The sequence below is a fragment of the Allobacillus salarius genome (genome assembly GCF_007559425.1).
Taxonomy (GTDB): domain Bacteria; phylum Bacillota; class Bacilli; order Bacillales; family Alkalibacillaceae; genus Allobacillus; species Allobacillus salarius.
Genome location: NZ_VMHE01000018.1, coordinates 1 through 22846, shown reverse-complemented (window position 1 = coordinate 22846; position 22846 = coordinate 1). Strand labels below are relative to the sequence as shown.

The 22846-nt window shown below is 39.3% G+C and carries 22 protein-coding genes and 1 pseudogene; 18 read left to right on the top strand and 5 right to left on the bottom strand.

The window, feature by feature from the left end:
• Positions 1-293 precede the first annotated feature (293 nt).
• Positions 294-419 (bottom strand): annotated as a pseudogene (locus FPQ13_RS13955) (AMP-binding enzyme); the annotation flags it as partial.
• Between the two features lie 444 nt (positions 420-863).
• On the bottom strand, positions 864-1307 hold the full coding sequence (locus FPQ13_RS09660) for a cell wall hydrolase (RefSeq protein WP_186279641.1): 444 nt from the start codon (positions 1305-1307) through the stop codon (positions 864-866).
• A gap of 144 nt (positions 1308-1451) precedes the next feature.
• On the opposite strand from FPQ13_RS09660, the gene FPQ13_RS09655 reads away from it, so the two are divergent.
• From FPQ13_RS09655 to FPQ13_RS09645, 3 genes are all read left to right on the top strand, one after another.
• A complete protein-coding gene (locus FPQ13_RS09655) occupies positions 1452-1811 on the top strand; it encodes a CidA/LrgA family protein (protein ID WP_144089136.1) in 360 nt (119 codons plus the stop codon).
• On the top strand, positions 1802-2467 hold the full coding sequence (locus FPQ13_RS09650; RefSeq protein ID WP_186279640.1) for an LrgB family protein: 666 nt from the start codon (positions 1802-1804) through the stop codon (positions 2465-2467). Before FPQ13_RS09655 ends, FPQ13_RS09650 begins: the two co-directional genes overlap by 10 nt.
• A gap of 109 nt (positions 2468-2576) precedes the next feature.
• Positions 2577-2900: a hypothetical protein gene (locus FPQ13_RS09645; protein ID WP_144089134.1), complete on the top strand. Its 324-nt coding sequence runs from the start codon at positions 2577-2579 to the stop codon at positions 2898-2900.
• Between the two features lie 53 nt (positions 2901-2953).
• Here FPQ13_RS09645 and FPQ13_RS09640 read toward each other — a convergent pair whose 3' ends face one another.
• A complete protein-coding gene (locus tag FPQ13_RS09640; RefSeq protein WP_144089133.1) occupies positions 2954-3469 on the bottom strand; it encodes a GNAT family N-acetyltransferase in 516 nt (171 codons plus the stop codon).
• A gap of 253 nt (positions 3470-3722) precedes the next feature.
• Here FPQ13_RS09640 and FPQ13_RS13510 point away from each other — a divergent pair, with 253 nt between their 5' ends.
• From FPQ13_RS13510 to FPQ13_RS09615, 5 genes are all read left to right on the top strand, one after another.
• Positions 3723-4637: a prolipoprotein diacylglyceryl transferase gene (locus tag FPQ13_RS13510; RefSeq protein WP_186279639.1), complete on the top strand. Its 915-nt coding sequence runs from the start codon at positions 3723-3725 to the stop codon at positions 4635-4637.
• 78 nt (positions 4638-4715) lie between these two features.
• Entirely contained in the window at positions 4716-5342 is a 627-nt protein-coding gene (locus FPQ13_RS09630) for a hypothetical protein (protein WP_144089132.1), read from the top strand.
• 93 nt (positions 5343-5435) lie between these two features.
• On the top strand, positions 5436-7316 hold the full coding sequence (locus FPQ13_RS09625; RefSeq protein ID WP_144089131.1) for a TcaA NTF2-like domain-containing protein: 1881 nt from the start codon (positions 5436-5438) through the stop codon (positions 7314-7316).
• A gap of 312 nt (positions 7317-7628) precedes the next feature.
• Positions 7629-8750, top strand: a complete 1122-nt coding sequence (locus tag FPQ13_RS09620) for a S8 family peptidase (RefSeq protein ID WP_144089130.1) — start codon at positions 7629-7631, stop codon at positions 8748-8750.
• Between the two features lie 275 nt (positions 8751-9025).
• A complete protein-coding gene (locus FPQ13_RS09615) occupies positions 9026-9967 on the top strand; it encodes an MBL fold metallo-hydrolase (protein WP_144089129.1) in 942 nt (313 codons plus the stop codon).
• 359 nt (positions 9968-10326) lie between these two features.
• Here the strand turns inward: FPQ13_RS09615 and FPQ13_RS09605 are convergent, their stop codons facing one another.
• Positions 10327-11685, bottom strand: coding sequence for a hypothetical protein (locus FPQ13_RS09605; protein ID WP_144089128.1), 1359 nt, complete (start codon positions 11683-11685; stop codon positions 10327-10329).
• Between the two features lie 264 nt (positions 11686-11949).
• On the opposite strand from FPQ13_RS09605, the gene FPQ13_RS09600 reads away from it, so the two are divergent.
• Positions 11950-12471 (top strand): AbrB family transcriptional regulator, encoded by a 522-nt coding sequence (locus tag FPQ13_RS09600; protein ID WP_144089127.1) that lies wholly within the window; start codon positions 11950-11952, stop codon positions 12469-12471.
• On the top strand, positions 12464-12946 hold the full coding sequence (locus FPQ13_RS09595; RefSeq protein ID WP_186279638.1) for an AbrB family transcriptional regulator: 483 nt from the start codon (positions 12464-12466) through the stop codon (positions 12944-12946). The genes FPQ13_RS09600 and FPQ13_RS09595 overlap by 8 nt, the downstream gene beginning before the upstream one ends.
• On the opposite strand, the gene FPQ13_RS09590 is transcribed toward FPQ13_RS09595, so the two are convergent.
• On the bottom strand, positions 12938-13120 hold the full coding sequence (locus FPQ13_RS09590) for a hypothetical protein (protein ID WP_144089125.1): 183 nt from the start codon (positions 13118-13120) through the stop codon (positions 12938-12940). The genes FPQ13_RS09595 and FPQ13_RS09590 overlap by 9 nt on opposite strands.
• An 82-nt stretch (positions 13121-13202) precedes the next feature.
• On the opposite strand from FPQ13_RS09590, the gene FPQ13_RS09585 reads away from it, so the two are divergent.
• From FPQ13_RS09585 to FPQ13_RS09550, 8 genes are all read left to right on the top strand, one after another.
• Positions 13203-15098: an SEC-C metal-binding domain-containing protein gene (locus FPQ13_RS09585; protein ID WP_144089124.1), complete on the top strand. Its 1896-nt coding sequence runs from the start codon at positions 13203-13205 to the stop codon at positions 15096-15098.
• Positions 15099-15373: 275 nt separating this feature from the next.
• Positions 15374-15916, top strand: a complete 543-nt coding sequence (locus FPQ13_RS09580) for a class I adenylate-forming enzyme family protein (protein WP_144089123.1) — start codon at positions 15374-15376, stop codon at positions 15914-15916.
• Between the two features lie 459 nt (positions 15917-16375).
• Positions 16376-17311 (top strand): N-acetylglucosamine kinase, encoded by a 936-nt coding sequence (locus FPQ13_RS09575; protein ID WP_186279637.1) that lies wholly within the window; start codon positions 16376-16378, stop codon positions 17309-17311.
• A gap of 112 nt (positions 17312-17423) precedes the next feature.
• Positions 17424-18452: a serine hydrolase domain-containing protein gene (locus FPQ13_RS09570; RefSeq protein ID WP_144089121.1), complete on the top strand. Its 1029-nt coding sequence runs from the start codon at positions 17424-17426 to the stop codon at positions 18450-18452.
• Between the two features lie 15 nt (positions 18453-18467).
• The gene (locus FPQ13_RS09565; RefSeq protein WP_144089120.1) at positions 18468-19727 is read left to right on the top strand and encodes an ABC transporter substrate-binding protein; all 1260 of its coding nucleotides are present in this window, start codon (positions 18468-18470) and stop codon (positions 19725-19727) included.
• 82 nt (positions 19728-19809) lie between these two features.
• Entirely contained in the window at positions 19810-20670 is an 861-nt protein-coding gene (locus FPQ13_RS09560; protein WP_144089119.1) for a carbohydrate ABC transporter permease, read from the top strand.
• 18 nt (positions 20671-20688) lie between these two features.
• The gene (locus FPQ13_RS09555) at positions 20689-21591 is read left to right on the top strand and encodes a carbohydrate ABC transporter permease (RefSeq protein WP_246065467.1); all 903 of its coding nucleotides are present in this window, start codon (positions 20689-20691) and stop codon (positions 21589-21591) included.
• Between the two features lie 8 nt (positions 21592-21599).
• A complete protein-coding gene (locus tag FPQ13_RS09550) occupies positions 21600-22751 on the top strand; it encodes an exo-beta-N-acetylmuramidase NamZ family protein (protein WP_144089118.1) in 1152 nt (383 codons plus the stop codon).
• Positions 22752-22846 lie beyond the last annotated feature (95 nt).

Here is a 22846-nt window from a genome sequence, read left to right as displayed (position 1 = left end):
GTCACATATTATATTAGGTTGAGCGCATATCGGTCAGTGTTAGTCCCAAATAGCAAGGAAGCGGACCATATATGCCTGATTAGGATTAACGGTAAAAGAATTAGCTGAATTAGGAAAGTCTGAAGTAACAATCCGGAAAAGGGTTGGGTTCTTGTTGGAAGAAGAGCTTATTGAACAACAAGGACAGAAGCCTGCTTTTTATTTCATTAATAAATCATACTTGGAAAAATGACAAAACCCGGCTGCCTGAACAACCGGGTTTCATCTATATAATAAGGGAGTCTGAACTAATATTATTTCCGCTCAGCCGAACGCAATTCTACACGGCGGATTTTACCGGATGTTGTTTTTGGAAGTTCTTCAATAAACTCGATTTCTCTTGGATATTTGTATGGAGCGGTGAGTTCTTTTGTGTGATCTTAGAGTTGTTTGTCGTTCCGGTATGATTAAGGAAGAAAAGCGGTATCATCCTTGGTTGTCAGTTCCATATCCAGTACATCAGAAAATTCATCTTTCAAAGTTGAGCGGATGGTTTGGTAAAAGATGAATACACAAAACAAGAGACCAATTCGTTTTATAACTTGGTCTCTTGTTTTGTTGTAGAGAATTTCTTGGTTGGTCGCATATTTTTTATTTGTGGTCCCATATATTTTAACGTCGGTCGCATATCTACTAGCTTTGGACGCATATCTCCTTTTTTAGGATGCATATCGCGCGGTGTGGGGCCCATAAATTTTCGAATTGGATGCATATCTTCGAGCGATCGTCTCATGAAACATCAAAACGGGGGCATATATAGCTGAAATAGAATTATATTTCCTTAGATTGGTCCCATAATGAAGAAGATTCCACATCTCGTACCTCTATCGATAAACACTCTCACACGTATTCGCAATCGGTTCATAGTAACAATGTTGTTTATATTGTCCGGTGAATGGTTGGCCGTACCAGGTAGGTGGGCAGGGTGCATATGGATTAAAGTACCATAAAGCGTATTTCGATGGGTGCTGCCTCCATCGTTGCACGACTCTTCTTGCTAATTCTCTTTCTATTTCTCTTGCAGGCTGGTAAAATAAATTTCCTTTTTGTACAGCTTCAAAAGAGAAATTTCCGCCTTGAACTTGATAGATGACTTCTTCGATTGTTCGTACATCACGAAAATCCAAACAATCTGCAACGGCACGGTTCACAATAACGTTTCCGACCATCAGCATTCCTAGTCTACCTTCACCCTCGGCTTCTGCCCGAATCATCCGAGCGATTAAATCGATGTCATTACTTGTATGTCTGACTCTTGTCACATCCATCACCTCTACCTATATTGTATGAATAGCACAACGTTACATGTTCATTTTTTCTGATTCTTTTAAGATCGGAAAGATTAGTCTTGTGGCACACAAACGAAAATTCCGATATGATAAAAAGCGATACTTGTGTTGATCGAGGTGTTCATGATTACTTACATACTAGGGATTTTACTTGTCATCGGGTTTTATTTACTTGGAGAAGCCGTTCAGGTTGTTCTATTGCCATGGCTCCCGGGCAGCATGATCGGGATGGTGTTGTTGTTTGTCGTCTTTGTCATTTTCGGTGAACGACTCGTCCGCTGGGTCAAAGAAGGAGCTGAGTTATTCATCAGCTATTTACCGTTATTTTTTGTTCCTGTAACGGTAGGTGTTTTGCAGTATGAGCATTTAGTCAGTTGGTTTGGATTATCGTTTTTCGCATTACTGTTCATTAGTTCATTATTTGTCATGATGTTTGTGGCCATAATGATGGATCGGAAAGCAGGTGGTTCTTCGTGTGGCTAGTCACGACAATTGTTGTTTTTTTAACAGCACAGTGGGTTTATAAAAAGCGCAAGAAAAATTATTTACTTCCTGTATTCACAACGACCATAGCATTGATCAGTGTCATAGTCTTATCGGGTCAATCGTATGAACAGTATTATGCATCAGCCAAATGGATTGATTGGTTGCTCGGTCCTGCAGTAGTTGCACTGAGTTACCCTTTGTACAAATACCGAACAATGCTTTTGAAAAGTGGAGTCAAAATCATTGGTTGGGTAACTGTTGCTTCGTTGTTAAGTGTCGTTACTGGTGCATTGGTTTTGTCGTTATTTCCAGTGAGCCATAATTATATCGTTACGGCGATGCTGAAAAATATTACAACTCCAGTAGCGATTGACTTGGCAGAAATATACGGCGGTATTCCATCATTGGTTGCGATTATCTGTACCTTGTGCGGCATGCTTGGCGCGGTCGTCGGTCCGATGATTTATCGGCGATTTAATGTTCAAAGTAAACTGGCACAGGGCGTCGCGATGGGTGCGCTTGCACATGCAATCGGTACGTCGAGGTTGATGGAGGAAGATGACTATTCAGGGGCAATCAGTACGTTATCTTTTTTGGTAGTGACGTTGGTGATGCCTTTGATCGTCCCTGTGTTGGTGTATTGGCTTAGCTGATAAGTTGTCGAATATTGTAGAAAAAAGTCGTACAATCCGAAATTGTGATACACTAAAGAAGAGACTGAAGTTTTATATACATAGAGGATAAATTTCAGCAATTGAATAAATGGTAGAGATATTATGGAGAAAGTTATTGATGACCGTCTTAATGGCAGGTTTTCTATTGTTAGTAGCCTGCGGTGGACAAAGCATCGAAGGAAAATGGGAAGATAGCACAGGTGCAATCGTTGAGATTACTGAGGATGCAATGAAATTCGGGGAAGATATGGGCATGGCCTTAGAAATTGACCTCAAACATATTAAAGATGACCTGTATGAAATCTCCATGATGGGTGAAACTGAAGAAGTGACATTAAACGTCGATGGTGACGAGTTAACAATGGAACATGTAAGTACTGGTGAATCAGAGGTCCTTACGAGAGCAGAATAATTGATTGAAAAAGGCTGTCCTACATGGGCAGCCTTTTTTACGTTGGTGACTATTTACTGACCAAATGTATAATCTTTCCGCAGCAAACTCATCACATAAGCATCATGATATTCTCCGTTTACAAAGTAATGTTCACGTAGTGTACCATCTACTTGGAAGCCGAGTTTCTTGTAAATGTGGACGGCTTTTTCGTTTACTTCATCTACGTATAAATATAGTTTGCGTAGGTTCACTTTATTGAATCCATACTCGACAGTTAATCGAGTCGCGTCTGCAGCATAACCTTTGCCTTGATGCTCGGGTGCAATCATAATTCCGAATTCTGCGTTTCGGTGTCTTGTTTCAATATCAAAAAGGCCTACATAACCAATTCGCTCATCATTTTGGTACAAAATAAATTGCCGGTGCGAATCGTTGTCTTGGCTGTTTTCATACATCGTGTTCATTTTTTCAAGTGTTGTGTATGGCTCTTCAAACCAATAGTCCATCACGTCTGACTTAACGCGCATGTTATGCATGAATTCTAAGTCGCTTTTTTCTAACGGTCGTAAGTGTAAGTTTTTTGTCATCAATGGTTCTCCTTCGTTTGCAGATTATTTATATCATAGCAAAACATTGTAAAAACGTGAAATGATTAATTGAAGGTTAGCCGTTTTTTAAAAGGTTGAAGGGTTAGAAAAGTGTATTCGGTCTGTCATTAGGGGATCGAATTTTCCCGCGACATTTTAGAGTAAGACTTTATCGAATGGAGGAAAGTTTTAGCAAAGAATGATATAATCTACCTAACTTAGTCGAATTTCCATAAAGTTGGGAGAGACGCAAATGAAACGAAAACATTGGAGTGCAATCTTGGCGATTTTAGGGTTGCTTGTTTTGCCCGTGCATATGGTTGCTGAAGAACAAGGTCAAGAAGGCCCTGCTGTGCAGCAAGAGAATTCACCAGCCGAAGACTCGGAACCGGGCAAGACTGAAACACCTCAGGAAGAGGAGAATGGAGCAACTCAGCCAGGCGGGAATAATGAGGGGGAATCACCTGACGATGGATCGTTAAATGAAGAGGATTCAAGCGGATCAACAAATGATCCAAGTAACCCCGAGGATTCAAAGCCTAATAAGAAGCCTGATGAAAATAAGAAACCTGACAAAGACAAGAATGATCCAACTGAATCAAATAAAAATGATCAACAAAGTGCAAATCAGGAAGAGGATCCTGCAACAAAAGAAGAGGATAAAGAATCAAGCAATATAGATGATGGAAAAAACACTTCACCAGAAAACACAAACAAACCAACAAACACCCGAGACGACTCAAATACATCTACTGAACCACCATCCTCAACAAAGTCACCACATAGAGAGTCTACATATGAAGAAGATCCTGACTTAGAAGATTTACAACTCGAAGAAGAAGAACCAGAAGAAGATGAAGCAGCAGAAGATGTCGTGGATGAAGAAGAGCAGGAAGATGCAACTCTTGGCGGAATCGGAAGCGGTATTTTCTCAAATCAACGAGTAATGGATGGTTTCTTCCAAGAAGTTCGGTTAGTAAAAAGTAAATCTGAAGATAATGTTGTTGAAGCGGATACCGACTCAGCGAATGAAGTGAAGGTAAAACACTATTCTTCTGGTTATACGCCGGATGAACCGAATAAGTTATTGATTGTAGTCATTGTCGTGACGACAGGGATATTAGCGTTTATGGCAATTCAGTATTTCATGAAACGACGAGTAAAGTAAGTGAATTGGCGCAACTCGGTTATATGAGTCGCGCCAATTGTTTTGTTATCTCCATAAAAGTTGAAGGAGGAGTTCATCATGGAAAATTACGTTTGGTATGCCAGCTACGGATCGAATATAAACCAAGATCGTTTTTATGCGTATATTTTTGGTGACATTCCGCCTGGTGGTACCGTAAGTGAGGTTGGTTGTCGTGATCAAAGTCTTCCGTTGCGTGCCGAAAATGTCATGATTGATTTTCCGATGTTTTTCGCGAAACGGTCGAGTCGATGGGACAATAAAGGAGTCGGGTTTATTGATACGACTTCCGACCCTGAACGCCCAACGTATGGACGGATGTATTTGATTACGAAGGAGCAATATGTGGATGTCGTTCGTCAAGAAAATAACGACATGATGTTGGAGATTGATTTCAATCAACTGGAATCAATGGGTGAGTATGTCATCGATTCGACGAAGATGTATGGAAAAGTCCTTGACGTCGGTGAAAAAGAGGGACGACCCATCTATACGTTTACGCATCCCCATGCCATTGATACGGACGAACGAATCACTCCTTCCATCACGTATTTGAAAGTAATTGGTGCAGGAATAAAAGAAGCTTTTGGAATTTCAACAGCAGCATTGGTCGATTATTATTTGCTTCGAGAAGAGGTAGCGGAGGTTTATTCGAGAGAGGAATTAATGGAATACTTAGCGAATTAGGCTGCACAAACTAGAAATGCTCTTTCTTTTGTAGGAATTTTTAGATAGTATATTACTATAGAACTAGAAAAATAGAATAAAGGGGAAGAGAGAATGAAATTTTGTTCAGAATGTGGGACGGAATTGTCAGATTCGACAGCTTTTTGTTCGAATTGTGGGAGGAAGGTTGAGTCGTCAGCAAGCGATCAATCGAATCATTCAAGTGAACAATCGATGAAGAGCAACCAGGCGGAAACGAATCAGCCGACGCGCCAAAAGGAGAAGAAAGAGGATTTTGCAACTTTCATCAAAAGACATAAGATGCTATTGTCGATTGGTTTAGGTGTTGCGCTTGTTATTTTGGCCGGTTACTTCACTTTATCTTTTATCAATTCACCGGATCGCTATGTCAATGGTGTGGTGGATGCAATTGAAGCGGATGATTATGAGTCTTTAGCGGGTTCGATGTATTTTGCTGATACGGAAGAAGAAATTTCTAAAGAAAGCATTGAAGTGTATGTGAATTATTTAAAAGAAAATAAAAATCGTTTAGATCAAGTGAAGCGTGACTTGCAGGAGCAAAGTGAATTGCTTGAGGAAGATGATCAGACGATAAGTGATTTTTCAACATACTGGGATGAAATGTACTTAGTTAAAAAAGATGGATTTTTGAAAGATACATACCGTGTCTATGTCATACCGAGTTATGTGACGATTGAATCAACGTTGGATGGTTTGATGTTATCCAATGATTTGGAAGAGGATCTTCATACATTTTCAGAACGCGAGAGTTCTTTTGAGGTAGGCCCGCTTGTGCGAGGGTTTCACCAGTTCACATTCACCTATGAGGGTGAGTGGATGAAGTTAGAGGAGCAAAGGGAGCACTATATTGCCGACAAAAGTGAATATGTTTCACCAGAATTTGATGTCGATTATTTAACATTTGAAACGGGTTTTCAGCATGATTACGAAGAAAAATTAATCGTGAGTGGCAACGAAGTCAGTGATCCGATTTTTAACGAGGAAATCGGTCCGTTTCTACTGGATGAGCAGTCGACGTATGAATACCAGGTTGATTTTCCGTGGGGAACGATGTCAACTGGCGAGCAGCCTATTGATTCAGAATATGTACGCTTGGATTTCCAGGTAAACGAGGAATTGGCTGAGCAGTTGGCAGATGGGCTGCAGAATCATTATGAAACTGTTTTGACGAGTTTTGAAACAAGAGATTTCAGTTTACTGGAAGACATGAATGCTGGACTGCGGAATTCGTATGAAAATAATTATGAATCGATGTACGGGACTTTTGACAGTAATGATGAGTGGTATAGTGGGTTGCACTATAAGAATTTCAATATCCATCCGACTATGATGAGCTTTGGAAAGGATGACCAAGGTGAATGGCATGTGACGGTTCCGGTAACGGAAGAAGAAATGATCGTCAATTCATACGCTGAACCGAGTGAAAGTGATTTGGCGGATTACCGGAATAATAACCGACACTATCAATTGAATTACCGTGATGGTGAGTGGGTTGTTGTGGACCATCTGTCTATGTTTGGTTTTCCGGATAGTGAGCAGACGTTTGACTATACGTACGATGGTGACGTTCGTTTGTTGGAAACAACAGTAGAGGAAGCGGCTGGTGATCCGGGGAAAGTGATTCCAGTTCGAGTCGGTGAGTATGTGGAGCATTTAGTGGAAGCCATCAATGCGGGAGATTATTCGCTTGTTTCACCGTATATCTTATCAGATAGTAGTTTGGAAAGTGACCAGCGATCGCTTGTCAAACGGTTATATGAAGCAGGAACGACTGAGGAGTTAAAATCGTTCGAAGTGTTATCCGTTGAGGAAAGTGGGGATGGATGGAAGGCTAAATCCAGAGAAGAAATCACCATTAACTATGAAAGCGGTAAAAGCGAAACAAACAAGTATGAGTGGACTTATACCGTTGTCGAAAAAGATGGAGAGTACTTCCTTAGTAAAATCGAATAAAAAACAGAAAGAGGCTGGGACAAAATTTTGTTCCAGCTTTTTTTGTTGAAAAATGTCCATTGGCCTAGTTCATACGATTGAAAGTTTTCGACAAAACCCTCCATGAAACTACATTTGCAACCCGGTTGTATCCATTTTAAGGAATTTGCTTAGTTAGCAAATCACCGTTTTAGCACTTTTATCCATAAGACATTAAACTGAATTTTCATTCAATTTACCTATTAAAGAAAGTTCACAAAAGTGTTACATTTCATTTACACAACAGGAAACGTCATCTTTTGCCAAAACATACCCAAAAGGAGGAAGTTTCGAATGAAGAAGTTTTTAGTCGGTTTAAGTGCAGTGATCTTGGTGCTATTGGCATTGCAAACAGGTGTATCTGCAGACAAAAAAGAAAAGAATGATTACCTGGTTATGTTTGACGGTCCTGCCAAAAAAGGAATTCTCCAAGCTTTTGGGGTGAATGACGGGGATGTATTACGTGAATTTGAGTTGCTCGATGTCTATCAAATCGAGTTAACAGACAAACAAGCGAAAGGGTTAAAGAACCACCCGCAAATTAAATTTGTGGAAGAAAACGCTAAAGCTAAGGCGTATGGGCAGACGGTACCCTATGGGATTCCTCAAGTAGAAGGAACGACTGCGCAAGATAATGGTTTTAGTGGTGACGGCGTAAAGGTTGCTGTGCTGGACACAGGAATTGATCGCAGTCACTCGGATTTAAACGTTGCCGGTGGATTCTCTGCATACGATAGTGGCGCAAATGCGGATCCATATAATGATGGTAGCGGGCATGGTACACATGTTGCAGGAACAATTGCTGCACAAGACAATAATTTAGGTGTACTGGGCGTCACGCCAAATGTTGAGTTGTATGCAGTAAAAGTATTAGATAATCAAGGAAGCGGTACGTATGCAGATATCGCTGAAGGAATTGAATGGGCTATCCAAAACAATATGGATGTCATTAACATGAGCCTTGGTGGTTCATCCAGCTCTAGTATTTTAAAAGAGTATAGTGATCTTGCCTATGATTCTGGCATTCTCGTTGTAGCGGCCGCAGGAAATGAAGGAAGCTTCCTATGGTTCGATACAGTTGGTTACCCAGCTGCGTATGATTCCGTGGTAGCTGTTGCAGCGGTTGATGAAAATAATCAACGCGGTTCTTTTTCAAGTGTCGGTTCTCAAGTCGAGTTATCCGCGCCCGGCGTGCAAATTTTAAGTACGGTTCCTGGAAATGGTTATGATTCGTATAACGGTACGTCGATGGCTTCACCGCATGTTGCGGGTGTTGCAGCGCAAGTTTGGCAAGCGAAGCCTGGTTTATCCAATGTTCAATTGCGTCAATTATTGCGTGACACAGCCGAGCCATTAGGTGCTCAGCGTGAATATGGGTATGGACTTGTCCAATCAATGGACGCAATTAATCAATAAGAATAAAAAATCGTGGGGCTACATAGTGATGTGCTCCACGATTTTTTATGTATTAACAAGCATGCAGGTAATTGTTGCAATTGTTCATCCTATACATAATCAAATGTAGTCTTATGGTACTTTCATAAAAATAAACAAGACTTTATTCCTAGTAACCGATAGAATCTACTACGTTTCTACAGGAATTCACATGAACTTCATAGATTTTTTGGTCAAAAAATGGCATGATTTAATTATCAGATAACTAAATCTATCAAAGTCGCTGGAGGTATTGAATGTTAGAGGAACTAGGAATAACCAAAGTTACGATTCCGCTTCCTTTTCGGTTGAATCATGTCAATTGTTTTTTAGCGGAAGGTCAAGATGGATGGCTCGTGATGGATACGGCGTTAAACCGACCAGTCGCGAAAGAGATTTGGCAAAGTCATTTATCCGATAAAGAAGTGAAAGAATTATTGATTACACATTATCATCCGGATCATTCTGGCTATGCGGGCGAGCTGCAACAAGAAACAGGCGCAGAAGTGTTGATGACGCAAACTACTGAGCGAGCAAGAAAAAGAAATTGGTCAGAAAACACAGTGGAAACAATACGCGCGTATTATCAAGCCGTTGGAATACCGCAAGAAATAGCTGATGGAATTAGTGAAAATACGAAAGAGTCTAGGGACTTTGTCATGCCTGAGCCTTCAGTGAATCGATATATCAATGAAGGTGATGTTATTAAAGTAGGAAACTATGAATATGAGGTTATTTTCACACCCGGTCATGCGCCAGGATTGATTACTTTATATAATCGAGAAAAAAATGTGCTGCTATCGACCGATCATATTTTACCGAAGATTACGCCGAATGTTTCTTATATGTTCATGGGTGATCAAAACCCGCTTCAAACTTTCATGGAATCGTTGCGGAAAATTAAACAGTTGGATGTTGATTATGTCATTCCATCGCACGGTGAGCCTTTTCATGGAGCGAATAAACGAATTGATGAGATCGTTAAGCATCATGAAGACCGTCTGAATGATATTCTCGATCAACTAAGAGACGGAAAAACGGTTTATGAAGTGTGTCAGTATTTGTTTGGTGACCGTTTGACAACGCATGAGATGCGCTTTGCGATTGGTGAAGCGTTGGCCCATTTGGAATTTTTACGAAGAAAAGGTGAATGCCAACGAGAAGTACGCAGTCACGACTGGCTTTATCGGGTGAAGTAAAGAAAACTTCAGGAGGATTCCTGAAGTTTTTAATTTTCGTAAGGCAGGGGCGTGCGTGACCGTTCAAAGTTAGCGCGTGACTTTTCAATCCGAAACGCTGACCGTTCAAAGATTTGCTCCAACCGTTCAAAATATCACGCTGACCGTTCAAAGATTTGCTCCAACCGTTCAAAATATCACGCTGACCGTTCAAAGAGTTGCTCTAACCGTTCAAAATGTCGCTGCAACTGTTCAAAAGGGTGCCCTAACTGTTCAAAGAATCGCGCTAACCGTTCAAACCAGCACTCCAACCGCTCAAGCTAAACCCCATAAAATCATCCATATAAAAAAGCCCGCCGGTTTCGCCGAGCGGGTTTTCCTTATAGAAAATAATAAAATCCACAAATCATTAAGTATTGTACAAGATAGATCAGCAATCCGAAGTGGAAGTTTAATCTATAACCGACGCGCAGTGAGTTGCTTCCGACGAGGTTTCCGACCATTAAGTTTGTTGCTGAGAATGGCGAGATCATAATGGTCAGCATCCATCCGCTCAAAATGCCGAGACTGAGAATCAGATGGTCGCCAGCAAAAATGATTGATGAACTAAATGTCGTCGCGAGTGCCGTGTTTGTAATAATTGGGTGGATGCCGATAAATGACAACACGTTAATGAGTAAAGCAATTAATGGCAATAGAATGAGCACATGTGTAATGCCGGTTGATTGCAAGAAGAAGATAACTAAGTCGCTTGCGCCAGCTTGGATAATTGCATACCCAAATGCACCGGCTGCAATGAATAATGATAGCTCATTCCCCATTTTCGGTAGTCGATCTTGAGCGTACTCGGATAATTTTTCAGCAAATTGCTTCGGTGATAAGTAAAACAATGTCCATACGGTCGAAAATCCAATCGCGACGAGTGGAACGATCGTGATGATCGATAAATCGACAAACTGCTCGAGTAAAATCGTAATGACTGTCATCGTGACGATGAGCGTTAATAGCTGCATTACTTTTCGCTGGGCTTTTTTCAATGTTTGCTTATCGATAGCATCTTGTTTGATGACGATTGGCTGTGAATCTTTTCTCTGAGCAATCGTCCCGATAACCATACCGATAAGAGCGAGTGCAAAACCATACGGGAATAGTTCTAACCAAGAAATATCGAAATAACTCAAAACGAGGGCAACGGAAATAAAATACGGGGACCACATGAAGGCCATTGAAAATCCGCGGTTCATTGCCCGTAACTTCGTATCCATATGATGATCGAATGCTTCCGTGCTCGTTAATTGGTGAATAATCGGAATAGAACCTAAGTTCATTACTGAGCCAACTCCCATTGTTGAGAAGGCCAAATAGTTATAGAGTTGTTTTGTTGAACGAACATATGAGGTAAAAATAACATCCATGGAATCTAAGTATCTACCTGCTTTAATCGGAATGGAAATAAGCGGAACGAAAATAAAGATCGCTAAAAGCCCCGCATTTTCATCAAAGCTCCACAGCATCGTCAAAAGCCCTTCGCCGAAAATGGACAAGAGAATTGTCAAAATCAACAAAGAGCTAATGAGAATCCTTGGAACTTTTGTTAAATAAGGGATAAAAAGAACTAATGTTATAAAAGCGAAAATACTGACCAATTTTGGTAGAAGCGGCGAGTCTATGAATTGGGAAATCAAATACGTTATTCCCATCAGTAAAATGCTCGTCGACTGCAAACGTATATAACTCATGTTGAAACTCCTTTGTGATTCACTTGTACCATTATAGAAAAGTTGTTGACGTTTGTCATGGAATCGCCGCGATCGGATATGAGCCAAACACTCGAAGAAATGAGCATTTAATGATTGATATGTGCCCAATCGCGACATTTATGGTCCCAACTCAAAAAAATATGTGCCCCAATCCAACGTCCATTCTCACTTACTGGGTTTCTTTTCTATAGCATCTCCATTACTATGGAAAATAGATGTTCGCATGAAAGGGACCGATAGACAATGACAGCTTCCGTTATCTTTTATCTTATTCTCGCATTAATCGGCGGTGCAATTGGTTATTTTTCTCGATTTCCGGTAGGCGTTGTCCTCGGATCGATGTTTGCGGTCGGTTTGGCGAAGTATTTCAATATTTTACATTTAGAACGAACGGTTTCAATATCTTTTGTCATTCAAGTATTGCTCGGTGCGATGCTTGGATTGTCACTCATTAAGATCAATAAAAAACAACTGATCACACTTGGGAAAAGCTTAGTAGCGGTCGTGGTCACTGTCGTTATTTTTACAGGATTGGCTGGTGCAACGCTCGGTTGGATAACGGGCACGAATCCTGTTTTAACAACACTCGCGGCGTCACCTGGTGCGATTGTTGAAGTGGCCACATTAGCACAGGAACTAAACTTAGACGCACCGACCGTTGTGCTCGTTCATCTCGTGCGTGTCATTGTCATTATGAGTTTATTTCCGGTATTGCTGAAACTGGCGATGCGATTGAGAAAGAAGGAGGGGGATGTTCATGGATAAATGGATTTTTGTGGTCGTGTTGGCTTTTGCGGGCGGTACGGTCGGCTTTTATTCAGGTATTCCTCTCGGCACATTGCTCGGATCGTTGTTTGCGGTCGGTGGCTATCAATTTGCTAGAAAAAACTTACCGACCTTCAGCTTTCGTGCAAAAAAAGTGATGCAGAGTATTATTGGCGGAAGTATCGGACTGGCTTTTACGACAGAAACATTCCAGGCGATTCAGTCCGTTTGGAAGGTTGCACTGTTGGCGCCGATTGCACACCTAATACTTGCCGTTATTTTAACGTGGGTACTTCATCGTATTTTTGAATTTGATATGGTGACGTCCTTTTGCAGTTCGGCACCGGCTGGGATGAGTGAAGTGACAATTATTTCCGAAGAGTTCGGTGCCAAAATGCCTGTCGTCATCATGGTACATACGATTCGCGTCATAGCAATCGTCGTTAGTGTTCCGCTTCTCGTTTTGTTATTTTGATTCTTTATGAGGATATTTACGTGAAAGTGGAACGATGAGTAAAAAGTGAGCTAGCGTACCACCGATCAATGAAGCAATTAGGAAAGCCCAATTAAACTCACCTTCAAACCAACCAGCGATCAAAAATGAGAGAAAGAACCCGAGCCAAATACCAATTAAGAAGTGAAGTTTCACGGAATACCTCCTTATCGTCTATGTTTACTGATTATATCAAGTTGAGTATACTGAAACAAATGAACTTAAATGAGGTGAATATATGCCTGGTCGAAATGATGCTTGCCCATGTGGGAGTGGAAAAAAGTATAAAAAGTGTTGTTTAAATAATAGTCAACAAGTGGCAGGGATGGTATCTCAAGGGATGTTTGAAGAAACCATCCAAGCGTTTCAACGAATGATTTTTGAGATTACAGAGAACTATACGCATTTATTGCCGACTCAGTTTGTGGAACTTGAAGACAATGATCTTGATTTTGTATATCAAGTATCTAAGCTGTTGAACGCGTTACGAAATGAGGAAAAGGAAGAGAGTAAATCTTATCTTGATCATGTTATCGAGCGCCAAAAGAAAAAAGAACGACGGGAGTCTGTCATCCGAAGTATGGATGAATGGCATAAGGTTGAGCCGTCATTTTTTGAAATTTTTGAAATGGAAAATGGTGTCGCGCGTGCGAAAAATATATTCACCGAAGAAGAAACGTCACTACTCTTAGGATTCCACACAGACGATCCGGAGTTGGACTGTGTTTTTGGACTCCCTGTGCAGTGTGGTCCATATCAAATTTTTCCGCATGAACTAATAGAAATCATGGATGATGAAATGGAGCTTTTGAAACAATTGATTCAGTATGCGGCCGATGAAGAAGGAAAAAGTATTGATGAGTTTTTACGAACAACTGATTATATCTTTCCGGCAATTGATCATTTAGATGAATTCATAGAAGAAGCGGATGAATATATGGACGGCCCATTTTTCCTGCTTCCGGAAGAAGAAGAAGTTTCGCAGGGAATCCGACGACTTCAAAAACCCGGGAATGAAGATGTGATTGATGAAATGATTGTAGAGTGGGAAAATATGGCGCGCATGAATTATATTCAAATCAATAAACCAGAACCAATGATCGCGGCTTTTGAGCGTGTGTACAGAGTAGATCTTTATCCAGAGGATTATAAAAAGGTGACACTCAAATTTTTGGCTGAAAAATATCAAACAACAACTGGGTCGATTAGTAATCGAAAAAAACAAATCGAGGAATATTTTGATGATAAAATGGAAATGGGATCGCCGATTATTACCCGACAATCTCCAGCAGCGGATTTTTCCAGTCCGACAGAAGATATGTTTCGGGCGTTGAACGAACAAACTTTTGAGAGTGAGGAAGAGTTCGAACAATTTATTCAGAAGTGGAATGAAACCGGTGGTGTAGGAATGATGCCGGATAAAACCGAAGCTGAAAGATTGTTCGAGGAAGCGGTCCAAGCTCCACCTCAGCAGCAAAAAGAGATGCTCGAGCAAGTATTGACCCTTGAACCTGATTATATCGATGCACTCGTTCTGTATGCGTCTCACCTAACATTTGATGAGAGAGAAAGTTATTTGAAGGATGCAGTAAAAATTGGCGAAAAGAAGTTCGATGATGCATTTGAGAAGGAAAATGCAGGTTCTTATTGGATGATGGTTGAAACAAGACCATATATGCGAGCTTTATATGCATATGCACAATATCTCCTCGAAACAAATACTCAGGAAAAAGCAAGCGAGTATTTTGAGCGTATCATGTATTTAAACGAGAATGATAATCTTGGTGTTCGTTATGATTTAATTCCGTTGCTGATCGAACTCGAAAAATTTGATCAAGCACAAGCGCTATTTGATGAGTTTCCAGAACAAACAACTGAAATGATGTATCACAAAGTGTTGTTTGATTATAAGGCTGGAATAAGCGAGAAAGAATTAAAGAAAACGATTCAAGCTGCCATTCAAGCAAATAATCAAGTCATCGTAGTGATGGGCATTTTAGATAATCTTCAAAATGGAGGAATCTCCCCTGAGATCGGTCAATCTGAATACGAAGCCTACCAATATGCGAGTCAGTATGCACACTATTGGGACGAGCCATTACGGGAGCTAGTCAGGGATATCCAATTTGGATGACTAACTGAGATTGGAATGAAGTGAATCCATGGAATCGAAATCCGAACTAAAAACTTAGTTCGGATTTTTTGGTGTTTGATGAGCGAACAATTCGTTTTGTTTGAAGACATAAAAACTCGAGAGAAATACTATAAAAGGGTAGCGCAAATTTTTAGTGACCTATTCACGAATAGCGTGCTTCAAATCGGTGGTAGCGCAAAATTTTGGTGTCCTAGCCACGATTTGATTTTACTATAGGGCCGAATAACTTTTATATCGATCCGAAAATTGCTCGGATGAAACGTGGCTCCGTCGGGCAAGAAATGATTTTTAATAACGTTCAAGTCGTAGATGATCGAGGAAATGAAGTAGAACAAGGGGAAGTTGGCGAGCTGTGGCTTCACGGAAATCATTTATTCGAATTCTATTGGAATAATGATGAGGAAACGAACTGTTCACTAGAAAATGGTTGGTTGAAAACGGGCGATCTAGCAAGGATTGACGAAGATGGCTTCGTGTATATCATTGGCCGGAAAAAGGAAATGATTATTTCTGGTGGTGAAAATATTTTTCCACTCGAAATCGAACATTGGCTCCAATCGAATGAAGCGGTCAACGAAGTAGCTGTGCTGGGCATTCCAGATGAAAAATGGGGCGAGAAAGTCGTCGCTTACGTTTCGGTGAAGGATGACCAAATAACGGAAGTCGATTTGGAAATGTATTGTGCGGAGAAACTATCACGTTATAAAAAACCGAAGAGCTTTCATATTATCGATGAACTTCCGAAACCGCATGTCGAAAAAACTGATAAAAATGCGTTGATGACAACGCCGAATTGAATGATGAACTCGCCTGATGGAGGGCGGGTTCTTTTTTGTATGGATGGATTTAGGTGGCGGTTGTAGAGGTTGTTTCCATGCAATGCTTCGTTAGGATATGCGACCCAATCGGTCATATTTGAGCCTAGTATGTCATATATGGGTATAGTTTCAAAAAATATGAATATGAAAGAACACAATATGCGCCCGATCAGGAATTTTATGTGACCTAACGGAAAAAATATGAGCCAAATTAGATTCTAGTACACAGCATGAATAAAAGATTTCGAAGTATTATATCATTCGAAAGAAAAAACTGAGAATGCACTAATTTCTACTTACTGGTAAATGTGGCTGGGTTGAAGTGTTTATATGGATTATCTAAAACAGGAAATTTTTTCAATGATATAGTAGACACTTTATATATTCTCTTTGTAAACTGTTAGTTATTGAATCGAAAAAATGAACGGAGGCAATTTCATGAGTTACGTTATTGGGATAGACGGTGGAGGTACGAAAACGGAAGCGGTATTATCTGATGAAACAGGACAGGTGTATGCAAGGGTTCTAGCCGGACCCTCCAATTTAAATTCCGGTTCAAGAGAATCCATAGAAGGTACTTTCTTAAAAATATTCTCTGAAATAAAAAACCAGCAACCAGAACTTTTTCAACATATTGATTACTGTTTTGCAGGTTTATCTGGAACAGAAAACCATGTAAATAAAGAGTTTATTGAAGCATTATTTAAACGCTTGGTGGGAGGTCAATTTCCGTATTTAATCGAACATGATGCTGTTAATGCATTGTATAGTGGTACATTCGGAGAACCTGGAATTGTCCAAATTGCTGGGACCGGTTCAATTGGTTTTGGGATAGATCAACACTTAAATAAAAAGCGTGTCGGCGGTTGGGGGTATTTGATCGGTGATGAAGGTAGTGGCTATGCAATTGGTAGGGATGCTTTACAAGTTATCTTTCAACATTACGATCGAAATCAGAAAGAAACCATCTTAGCTAATTTAATTGGAAAATATTTTGAGATCAGTGGGGATTTAAAAGATATTGTACCGACCATTTATCAAGCCGAATCTCCAAGGAATCATATTTCTGCTTTAAGTAAGGTCGTTTTTGAAGCTTTTGATATGGGTGATACCGACGCAAAATCTATCCTTCAACGAGCTGCGAAAGACTTGTCGAAATCGATTGAAATGATTCTCGAACATTTTCCATTATCAAATAAGCAGGTCGTGCTCGTTGGAGGGTTGTTCAATCGTAATGATGTGATTCTTCCTATGCTTGAACATTTTTTAAATGAGGAATGTGAATTGATCTTGCCTAAGGTTGAACCGGTGATCGGATCGGTTATTGCTGCATTACAACAAATCAATCAAAAGTATATTCCATTGCAAAAATAAAAATGAAATTAAATTTCAGAAAAAAGTATTGCTATTTGTAATAATATTCTATATAATCTTAATTAAACATAGTGAAAGCGGTTTCTAATGGTATTAGAGGAGTGCAGAGTCCTTGGTTCATCAAGTAATAAAGTATTTGGATCAATGTATCGAAAATAGAAAGATTCCAGGTTATGCATTAGCTGTTGTGGATTCCGACCAAACAATTCTTGAAGCTTACAATGGAGTTAATGGAGAACAAGACCATACACCCATCAATATACATACAGTTTTTGATTTAGCTTCATTGACGAAAGTAACAGCAACGCTTCCAGTCATATTAAAGTTGATTGAGCAAGAAAAGATTCAGTTGGATGATTCAATCAACAACTATTTTTCATTTCATTTTTCTAGGGAAATCAGTGTTAAAGAATTGTTACAACATTCTAGCGGATTGCAAGCGTTTTATCCATTTCATCATATGAGTAATTTTTCGAAAGATGCAATTATCCAAAAAATTATTGAGCTAGAATCACGAACAGAAACATCGAATGAAATTACTTACAGTGATTTGAACTTCATTTTGCTTGGTCTATTAGCAGAGAACATAACCGGAAAGCCACTGGATGTATTAGCTGATAAAATAATTTTTGAACCGCTAGAGATGAACCACACATGTTTTAATCCTTCATTAAACCTTTCATTTGCTGCGACAGAATGGGATTCAAGCAGTGAGCAATATATCCAAGGGAAGGTGCATGATGAGAATGCACGTCACATGGATGGTGTTGCGGGACATGCAGGATTATTCTCGACCTTAACAGATATGAAAAAATATGCACAAGCTTGGTTGAAACAAAATGATGATGACTTCCTGGCAGAAACGACTCGACAGTTTTCCATTGAAACGAAGTTCGTTTCATCGAATCAAGCGAGAGGACTAGGATGGCAATTCAACAAGGGTGTACAGATTGCTGGAGAGCAGTTTTCAGATTGGAGTTTTGGTCATACTGGCTTTACGGGTACGTCGATTTGGTTTGATGACTCTAGAAAAAAAGCAGTGATTCTTCTAACCAACCGAGTTCACTATGGAAGAGAAAACAGTATAGCCTCTTTGCGAAAAGAGGTACACAATCTTGTTTTTGATTCTTTATCTAATTAAACAGGGGGTAAGATCATGAAAAAAGCATTATCTGGTTTATTGATCGTTCTCATGATAACGTTTTTAGCAGCTTGTGGGGACGAAGAGGGCAGTGATGGTAAAAAAGAAATAGTCTTTAACACGATGGAGTTAAGCCCTACTTTCGATGATTATATTAATGGAATGATTGAATCGTTTGAAGAAGAAAATCCAGATGTGAAAGTAGTTTGGGAAGATGTTCCAGCTAAAAATATTGAGCAGAAAACGTTAACAGAAGCTTCAAGTGGCAATATGTCTGACGTTGTCAACTTGAACCCTCGTTTTACAAAGCGTTTAGCTGGTGAAGGTGCACTATTGAATATGGATGAAGCGGCGTCTGACTACAAAGATCGCTATCCAGAAGGTTTATGGGCATCAGGTGTAGTTGATGGAACTTCTTATGCTGTACCTTGGTATTTTACAACTGGAGGAGTTATTTATAATCCTGAAATTCTCGCGGAAGCTGGTTTCGATGCACCACCAGAAACAATCGATGAAGCATGGGAAATGTCAGAAAAAATCTATGAAGAAACAGGAACATACGCAGGTGGTTATACAACAACCTCTTGGCAAGACCTTTGGATTCTTTTCCCAACATATGGAATTGACTTAGTAAATGAAGAAGGTACAAAGGCCGCATTTAATACACCGGAAGCTCTTGAGTTGTTGACAGAGCGAAAAGAATATTACGATAAAGGCTTAATTCCAGATGATTTATTATTGGATTCTAGCCTTGCAAGTGAATGGTACGCTGACGGGCGTTTAGCATGGTGGGTTTCTGGTCCACAACTGTACAGACAAATTGAAGACTTGAATCCAGAAATGTATGAGAAGTCCAAAGCAGCACCATTCTTTGTAAGTGATGAAGATATCGTATATTCAGCAATTCAAAACTTAGTCGTTTCAAAGAATACTAAACACCCAGAAGCAGCTACAGCTTTTGTAAAACACGTTACAAATGTTGAAAATCAGTTAGAGTTTACAGATTTGGCAGCAATTTTGCCGACTAACGAAGAAGCTGCAAGTGATGATAAATTCCTTGAAGGTAAAGATTCAGAAGACCCTCAGGAAAAGGGTAACTATTATTCAGCAACAAACATTGAAAAAGCTGTTGACATGGCACCGCCAATCGGCAACGCAAACGAAATTAACACGATTCTAAGTGAAACATATGAAGAAGTTCTATTGAATGATCTAGATCCCAAAGAGGCTCTAGATAATGCTGAGAAACAGGTCAATGAATTGTTGAGTGAGTAATCAGCGAATGGCTTGAAAAATACAGACCCTGTGTAGTTGTATACACGGGGTTTGATTTTTCTTAGATTCTAGGAGGATATCTATGTATAAAGAGAGACATGCTTGGCTGTTCCTTTCGCCGGCAGCAATACTATTATTGCTTTTCAGTTTAATTCCTATTGGATGGGTCATCTATCTAAGCTTTACTAGTTATAACGTGTTTACTCCTCCTGAATTTGTGGGGTTAGAAAATTACAAAAAAGCTTTTGATGACGGTGATTTTTGGAAAGCTTTAAAGAATACATTTTTTTATTGGATCATGGTAACGCCAGCCATTACAATTATTTCCTTGTTACTAGCCATTTTGGTAAATCAAAAATTGATGGGTATTAAAATGTATCGCCTAGCATTTTATTTTCCGGTACTTGTATCTGTCGTTATTACAGCACTTCTTTGGAAGTGGATGTTTGCTAGCGAAGGATTGCTAAATTACTTAATTTCTCTAATCGGTATAGACGCAATACCTTGGTTAACAAGTGAAAACACTGCGATGATCAGTATTGCTATAGTAACTGTATGGCAAGGTATTGGTTACTATATGATTATATATTTGGCTGGATTGCAAGCGATTTCCCCACAATTATATGAAGCAGCTGAAATTGACGGAGCAGGGTTTTGGAGAAAACACATGTCCATTACATTTCCATTAATTAGACCAATTATATTTTTTGTAACCGTCATTTCAACTATGGGTGCTTTCAAAGAATTTACTTTAATGCTTGTTATGACAGGTGGGGGTCCATTAAAATCAACAACGACTCTAGTTTATATGGTTTATCAGGAAGCATTTGAGAATATTAACTTCGGTTACGCAAGTGCTATTGCAGTATTGCTATTTGTCGTTATTCTGTTAATTACAATCTTAAATATGATTGCTCAAGATCGAAAAGACCAATCATCCTAAAGGGGAGGAGGAACAAAAGTGCCACAACAGCCAGGTTTAGACCAAGCGAAAGTAACAGAAATAGAATCGAAAAACAAAATGTCTAAGCGTCGTTTAAAGCCCAAAACTGTAAATAAATTAGTATCTTATCTACTATTGACGGTTTTGGCGCTGTTTACGATTATGCCATTTATTTGGACAGTATCAACTTCTTTCAAGAGTGCGAATGAATCAGTTTTTTCATTTCCTCCAACTTTTATTCCGGAGAATTTCACTTTTGCAAATTATATTGAAGTGTGGAATACGTTACCAATCCCAATTTATTTGATGAACAGTGCAATCTTAACGTTTTTTGGGGTTGTTCTTCCATTATTATTTGCTAGTTTAGCAGGCTTTGCTCTAGCTCGAATTAACTTTAGAGGAAATAAGATAGTCTTTATCTTGATTATTGCAACGATGATGATTCCGGTTGAGGCATCTATGATTCCGATTTATTTAATCTTAAATAAGATGGGATTAGTAGGAACATATACAGGTGTTATTTTACCAACTGCTATTAATGCTTTCGGTATATTCTTAATGCGCCAAGCTTATTTGGGAATTCCGAAAGAAATTGAAGAATCGGCAATTATTGATGGGGCGAATGTATTTCAAGTTTGGTGGAGAATTATGATGCCAATGACCAAACCGATGCTCGCAACTTTAGCTATTCTTTGTTTTATTGGAGCGTGGAACAATTTCTTGTGGCCGCTTATTTTATTAAAAGACTCTTCGATGTATCCACTTACTGTGGGCCTTTATCAATTGGAAGGTCAGTTCTCAGCAAATACGAGACATATAGCAACAGGTACCATAATTGCTTTAATTCCAATATTAATCGTCTTTTTAGCATTGCAAAGACACTTCGTTGAAAATTCTGGATCTGATTCAATAAAAGGTTAGGTGCGTGTATGAAACTCGGTGTTGATGTTTTTTTAGATTCATTTGAAAAAGACTTCTCAGGGCAAAAGTTAGGCTTGTTAACGAATATTACTGGTGTGAATAAGCAATTGAATTCTACAATTGACTTGATGTATAATAGCGATTTGTTAAATTTGCATTGTCTTTTTTCACCTGAGCACGGAATACGTGGTAATGCTAATGAAGGGGAGCATTTGGATTCTACGGTAGACGAAAAAACAGGTCTCCCAGTTTATAGTCTATACGGTGAAGTGAGAGAACCGACTGCAGAAATGCTAGATGGTCTTGATGTTGTTATCTTTGATTTACAAGATATCGGTTCTAGATACTATACTTTTATTTATTCCATGGCAAATATGATGAAAGCTTGTGCAAAATATAATGTTAAATTTGTTGTGCTTGATCGACCTAATCCGATAAATGGTTTTCAAGTTGAGGGAAATATAGTCGAAGATGGATTTACCTCATTCGTTGGACTTTATCCGATTCCTGTGCGACATGGAATGACTGTCGGAGAACTAGCAAATTACTTCAATGAAGAATACTCGATTGGTTGCTCACTGGATGTAATACAGATGCAGGATTGGGAAAGAAAGTATTACTATGACGAAATGGATTTATGTTGGGTGGCTCCAACCCCAAATGTTACTCAAATAGATATGTGTGTGTTATATCCAGGCACATGTTTGATAGAAGGTACAAATGTATCAGAGGGACGCGGAACAACAAAACCTTTTGAATATGTAGGAGCACCCTTCATAAATGCAGACGAGCTTACTAATGCATTTAATAATCTTGAAATACCTGGCGTAAAGGCGAGACCAGTGTTTTTCACTCCACATTATCAGAAATTTAAAGGGGAACCTTGCGCCGGAGTTCAACTACACGTATTAGACAGGGAGAAGTTCAACTCTTTTTATACGGGTGTGAAATTGTTAGAAATCATCTATAATCTATATCCAAATGATATAGAATTCATAAAAAGTTTGGATGACAGTCAGTTTTATTTTCTTGATTTATTAGCAGGTACAGATCAACTTCGACATGCGTTGTTAGTAGGCAAAGCTGACGATTGGTTAAATGAAACTAAACCTGAACTCGAACGTTTTATCCAAAAAAGAGACAAATACTTGATGTATTAAAGTAAAAACATATACTATATGAATCAATTTCATAATTGCTCTTTTTAAAAATACAAAGACTTCTCCAATGTTTTGAATTGCATTTTTAAAAACAG